This is a genomic window from Anaerohalosphaeraceae bacterium (assembly GCA_037479115.1).
GTDB lineage: Bacteria > Planctomycetota > Phycisphaerae > Sedimentisphaerales > Anaerohalosphaeraceae > JAHDQI01.
On record JBBFLK010000044.1, the window covers coordinates 1 to 5,765 of the forward strand.

Below are 5,765 nucleotides of genomic sequence, written 5' to 3' on the forward strand. Positions count from 1 at the left end.
GGAGACTGGCCGCTGCCTGGTTTCAATCCCTTATTCATCAGGGAAAAAATGCAAGTGGTATGGTCTTGAGGATAGACCGTCGATAGCCGATAGTCGTTTCAATCCCTTATTCATCAGGGAAAAAATGCAAGGCCGCAGAGAGGGGATTGTCCAGCCGCGCTGCTGACTTTGTTTCAATCCCTTATTCATCAGGGAAAAAATGCAAGACCGGCCTTTGCAAGTCCTTTGTTTTCAAGGGGTTGCAAAGGCAAAAACTGTAACCCCCTCTTTGAGGGCCTTTTTCGGCAATTTTTTTGTGCCCTCCCAAAGGCCAAAATCTCTATAAACTTTTGAAAGACCGAAACTTACAAGTTTTCTGTAATCGATTCTTTCCTCAAAGAATCCATCTAAACGGCTATTGTAGAAGGAGTTAACATCCTGTCAAGCCAAAAAACGGCAAAAAAACAGTTATCAGTCATCAGTTATCAGTCATCAGTCGTCAGTCATCTGTCGTCAGTCATCTGTCGTCAGTCATCAGTTGTCGGTTATCAGTTATCAGGGAAGAGAAAGGAAAGTAAAAAGCGAGCCGATATAACAGAGATTACAGGTAGAATATGAACAAAATGCTCCGGTTTTTGGCGGTTCCGGCCGACCGCCGGCCGGCCAACCTCAATATTTCCCCAAAAGTCCTTGATTTTTCCTTTTTACAAAGTACAATGCTATGTTTTCGATATGGACGTAACTCAGGAGTTAAGAAAATGAAAGAAGGCATTCATCCGGAATATCACGTGGTCAAGGTCCGGTGCGGCTGCGGCAACACCTTTGAAACGCGCAGCACCGCCAAGGAAATTCATGCGGAAATCTGCTCGATGTGCCATCCGTTCTACACCGGCAAGCAGAAATATGTGGACACTGCCGGACGCATCGAGCGCTTCCAGAAGAAGTTCGGCTCCGTCGAGGAGTACTTCAAGAAGAAAGAAAAACAGGACAAGGCGTAGCGCAACCGATTACCCTCTTACGCTGTTGGCCTCCGTCTCACCGACCGAGGAGCGGCAGCGTAATTTTTTTGTCCGCATTTTCGGAAAACGGCGATGGCGGAATCCCCCAACAATCTGATTGTCCGCAAGCTCGAACAGCTGGACGAGCGCTGCCGTCAGATTGAGCAGCAGATTACCGACCCGCAGGTGGCCTCCAATCCGGCCCGGCTGGTGCCCCTGACCAAAGAGCAGGGCAAACTGGCCCCGATTGTCAGCCGCTTCCGCGAATACCGCCGGCTCGAAAAGCAGCTGGAGGAGGCCGCAGCCCTGCTGAACGAGCCCGGCTCCGACGGCGACCTGAAGGAACTGGCCGAAGCGGAAGTCAAAGAGCTCCAAAAGAAGAAGGATGCTCTGCTGGAGGACATCAAGAACGTTCTGGTGATGTCGGACGATGCGGCCGTCGGCTCGATTATTATGGAACTGCGGGCGGGCACCGGCGGCGAAGAGGCGGCGCTGTTCGTGCGCGACCTGTACAATATGTACCACCGCTACGCCGACAAGATGGGCTGGAAGGTGGAGCTGATGGATTTTTCGCCCACGGACCGGGGCGGCTTTCGCGAGCTGATTATGAACATCAAGGGTCCGGGTGTCTGGGCGCATCTGGGCTACGAAGGCGGCGGCCACCGCGTCCAGCGCGTTCCCGAGACGGAATCACAGGGGCGGATTCATACCTCCGCGGCGACGGTGGCCGTGCTGCCGGAGGCCGAAGAGGTGGATATCGACATCAAGCCGGACGATGTGATTGAGCATGTCAGCTGTGCCGGCGGCCCGGGCGGCCAAAACGTCAACAAAGTCGCCACCGCCATCCGGCTCGAGCACATCCCGACCGGGATTGTCGTGAGCATGCGTGACGAACGAAGCCAGCACAAAAACCGCGCCAAGGCCTGGCGGGTGCTCCGCAGCCGCGTGTACGAATATTACCAGAAGAAGGCCCATCAGGAGCGCTCGCAGGCCCGCAAATCGATGATCGGTTCCGGCGACCGCTCCGAGCGCATCCGCACCTACAACTTCCCCCAGAACCGGCTGACCGACCACCGCATCAACCTGTCGCTGTACTGTCTGGACAAAATCATGCTGGGGGATATGGATGAATTGATTGCCGCTCTGCAGGATTACGACCGCCAGCGCCGGCTGGAAAACCTCTAATCCGCCATATCGGAATCGGCGGCCACTTTGACCAGGCGGCCCTGGCACCGGTCGCAGGTGCAAATCCCGACCTTTTTCAGATGAGTGCTGCCGACAAACGATTTGCTGTCAATCAGCCGCGCCCCCTTGGCCTGCATCTGGCGGAGGGCGATTTCCGCGGCGTGCTTTTCGAACGAGCCGACCGCATCGGCCAGCACAATCACATTCCGCCGCCGCAGCAGAAGCCCCAGCACCAGAAACTTCACGGAGGTTTCAATCGGTGCGCCGATCACCAGAAAATCCGTCGCCTTCACTTCGCTGAGCATCCGGTCGGCCCGCGGCTCCTCAAACGGGTCATCGCTGCGGATTTCCTGAATCACCTGGTCGTACCGCTCAAACAGGTCCCGCGGAAAATCCGTGTAGCCGTCGGAGGCATACGCCAGCGAACGGGCCAGATGGGTGTAGCGAATCTTCCGAGCCCCCTCCGTGCCCGCCAGACAATACGACGGGCCGTGATGAATGCCGTCGTTCTCGAAGATGCGCACCGTCGAAATCACGCGGATATGCTCCTTGCGCACCCAGGCCATCACGCGTCGGATATTGGCCAGGATGCGGCGGTGATTGCGGATGCAGGCCCTGCCGTCTGCGGTGAACAAATCGCGCTGCGTTCCCACATCGATGAGAATCCGCCGTCTGCGCAATGTCAATGCCGGCCGTATCATACCTGACCTTCTTTCTGTCGGTTCTGTCCGGCGACCCTGCTTTTTGTACGCTGGACAGGGCCGACCGTTCAGATTCTTTGATTGTATCGAACTATCGACGGCTTGACTTTATGAATTTTTCCGGGCAAAATCGCTTTTCCGGGTGCAACGGTGCCGATAAAAACCGCAATAATTTCAAAAAAAATCCGAATGCATAAGAAAATTGTCTTAAACCCGGCGTATCTTCTGGAGGCGGAGTGCCTGAACGGTCCGGTCGATTGGGCCGCTCTGTTCGGCCGCACGGCACCGGTACATATTGAAATCGGCTCCGGCAAGGGGACGTTTCTGGTGCATCAGGCCGCGGCGTATCCGCAGACGGACTTTTTGGGGATTGAATGGTCCGCTGAATATTACCGGCTGGCCGCCGACCGCATTGCCCGGCACGGGCTGACCAATGTGCGGATGATTCGCACGGATGCGGCCGATTTTATCCGCCGGCACGTCGCCGACGAAACCGTTGCGATGTTTCATCTGTATTTTCCCGACCCCTGGCCCAAACGCCGGCACCACAAGCGGCGGTTTTTCAGCCGCGACAATCTTCGGCAGATGCTTCGCTGTCTGGAGCCGGGCGGATGGATTAACTTTGCGACCGACCATGCCGATTATTTTGAACAAGCCCGGCGCATCGCACTGGAAGCCCAGACCGAGGGGCGCGTCGAAACGGTGCCGTTCATTCGGCCCGCCGGCGCCCGCGAAGGCGAGATGACCGGCACCAACTATGAACGAAAATATCTTAAAGAGGGGCGGGCTGTTTACACCCTCACCCTGCGAAAGAGTCAGTCATGAATGAATCGCTGCTGTCTTTGGATGATTTGCAGGCCCTGCTGCAGCGGCACAGCCGCACCCTCGAGCGGCTGTGCGAACTGCTGCTGGCCGAAAACAAAATCCACAACTTAACGCGCATCACGGATTCCGAATCCGTCCGCGTCCGCCACTTTCTCGATTCGCTGGCGGCCCTGAAGGTGCTCGAGCCGTTCGCCGCCGGGCGGGCGCTGAAGTGCATCGACATCGGCTCCGGCGCCGGTTTTCCCGTGCTGCCGCTGGCGATTGCCCGTCCGAACTGGCGGTTTGTCTCGGTGGAAGCCACGGGCAAAAAGGCCGCCTTTCAGCGGAAGGCGATTGCGGAGCTGGGGCTCAAAAACGTAGAGGTGGTGGCCGAACGGGCGGAGGAGCTGGCGCATCAGAAACGCTTTCGCGAGCAGTTTGATGCGGCGCTGGCTCGAGCGCTGGCGGATTTGTCGATTGCGGCGGAGCTGTCGCTGGGGCTGGTGCGGCCCGGCGGACGGCTGCTGGTCTGGAAGGGGCCGAATATCGAGGAGGAACTGAAGCGGGCACAGGGGGCCCTGGTGCAGATGGGGGCTTCCGATGTCAGAACGTTCGAATATGTCCTGCCGACCGAACCGACCCCGGCTCGAATGACCCTCATCGCCGCCGAAAAAACCCACCCCACACCCCCGGACCTGCCGCGCTCCTTCGCCCAAATCAAACACAACCCCCTGAAATAATTATAAAATTTATGTTTTCTGGAAAAAATTAAAATCCTAGCGAAAAGTCAAGAATTTCCTGTGCTACTTCATAATTAATTTGATGTATCTTGTATTTTTTTCGATTTGTATAAAAAGTGGTAAGATCAAAAAAATCAGGAGAAAAGAAAATGCAAATCCTGCTGTTGTGAGGACTGTAAGCCTAACAGTTGCAACAACAGCTCTGTTTGACAAGTTTTTTTTTAAGGATATTTTCGTTTTCCTTCTTGTTTTGCATAATAGCAGCGTTGAACATCTTATTGTAATAATTCGACAATGAGAGAAAATTCAAAGTTTCTCTTTTTTTCCCCTGAGAACTGTTGTATTTTTCCGCTTCGCGAAGGAACTGCTCGAGCCCCTTCAAAAAGTGCTCTTTATAATCGTCTTCATAAGAAGTTAGCCAATTCATAAGTATGTTTCTTGGCAAACCAAAAGTAGATATAAGACTATTGAACTCTTTCATATATTTTTCCTCATCAAGTCTTTCGCTACTTTGTCTGCTCACAGCAGAAAAACTTTCCTGACTGCTTTCTGTTGCCTTTATATATTCAGCAAACGTTGGGGCGTTAAACGTGACATAATTTTCTGATTGCGAATGGAGTGTTATCGTCACAAAAAGACAAATCAGAATGACAATGACACAAATCACAACAATAATAGCTGAAACTACATAAGCGACTGAAAAAGCAAATTGTAAAATTTTATCAGCCATAGAAGGACAACGAAGCGATTCATCAGAGTAGTCGCTTTTAACAGTGTTCGAAGTCTGGCTGTCTTCTGTAATCGAGGTGTTATGATGCTCGTTTAAAAATATAACTCTAAAAATTTCCTGGCACTTTGGGCATTTGACCGTTTTCCCTTTATATTTTTCGTCCGCTTTAAAAATTGTTTTACATACAGGACATTGTGTAGTCATATAAGCCTCTTTCTACATCAAATTGCTCCAAACCGAGGGCAGACACAGGGCCTTCGCTAATTCTGCCCCAGAAAAAGAGAACATAAAATTTTTTTGTCTCTGGCCAAACCTCACATTTTCTATTGGCCAACGTTTTTTGCTTGTTTATGCAGCTTAAATTACTCTGTACAACTTGGAAGAGGATATACTTGGGGCTCTGTATGTGCATGTACCAAGAGAGCGTTTATTCAAGGTCTGGTTGAGAAGAACAGTATGAAACAGAATGTTTTCGAACATGCACACTTAACCTCATACACATTTCCTGCCCTTGTGTATAAATATCGTTTTCGATATTCTGTGAAACTTAAGACTGACATGATGTTTCAGTTTTCTAGTACCGTTTCCATTAAATAAGTTTTAGTTTTGTTGAGTTTGTTTATTGCGA

6 protein-coding genes and 1 CRISPR repeat array are annotated in these 5,765 nt (G+C 52.1%); of the genes, 4 read left to right on the forward strand and 2 right to left on the reverse strand.

Annotation, left to right across the window (positions count from 1 at the left end):
* Window positions 1-19 precede the first annotated feature (19 nt).
* A CRISPR array of direct repeats spans window positions 20-206; the repeat unit is 36 nt; unit sequence GTTTCAATCCCTTATTCATCAGGGAAAAAATGCAAG.
* A 531-nt stretch (window positions 207-737) separates the two neighbouring features.
* Window positions 738-977 carry a 50S ribosomal protein L31 gene (rpmE, locus tag WHS88_12505; GenBank protein MEJ5261000.1) on the forward strand — a complete coding sequence of 80 codons (240 nt, stop codon included), beginning with the start codon at window positions 738-740 and terminating at the stop codon, window positions 975-977.
* A 93-nt stretch (window positions 978-1,070) separates the two neighbouring features.
* Window positions 1,071-2,162, forward strand: a complete 1,092-nt coding sequence (prfA, locus tag WHS88_12510; protein MEJ5261001.1) for a peptide chain release factor 1 — start codon at window positions 1,071-1,073, stop codon at window positions 2,160-2,162.
* Here the strand turns inward: prfA and WHS88_12515 are convergent.
* The gene (locus WHS88_12515; protein MEJ5261002.1) at window positions 2,159-2,863 is read right to left on the reverse strand and encodes an isochorismatase family protein; all 705 of its coding nucleotides are present in this window, start codon (window positions 2,861-2,863) and stop codon (window positions 2,159-2,161) included. The genes prfA and WHS88_12515 overlap by 4 nt on opposite strands.
* A 189-nt stretch (window positions 2,864-3,052) precedes the next feature.
* Here WHS88_12515 and trmB point away from each other — a divergent pair, with 189 nt between their 5' ends.
* Window positions 3,053-3,688, forward strand: a complete 636-nt coding sequence (gene trmB / locus WHS88_12520; protein MEJ5261003.1) for a tRNA (guanosine(46)-N7)-methyltransferase TrmB — start codon at window positions 3,053-3,055, stop codon at window positions 3,686-3,688.
* A complete protein-coding gene (gene rsmG, locus WHS88_12525; protein ID MEJ5261004.1) occupies window positions 3,685-4,407 on the forward strand; it encodes a 16S rRNA (guanine(527)-N(7))-methyltransferase RsmG in 723 nt (240 codons plus the stop codon). Before trmB ends, rsmG begins: the two co-directional genes overlap by 4 nt.
* A gap of 181 nt (window positions 4,408-4,588) precedes the next feature.
* On the opposite strand, the gene WHS88_12530 is transcribed toward rsmG, so the two are convergent.
* Entirely contained in the window at window positions 4,589-5,341 is a 753-nt protein-coding gene (locus WHS88_12530; protein ID MEJ5261005.1) for a zinc-ribbon domain-containing protein, read from the reverse strand.
* Window positions 5,342-5,765 lie beyond the last annotated feature (424 nt).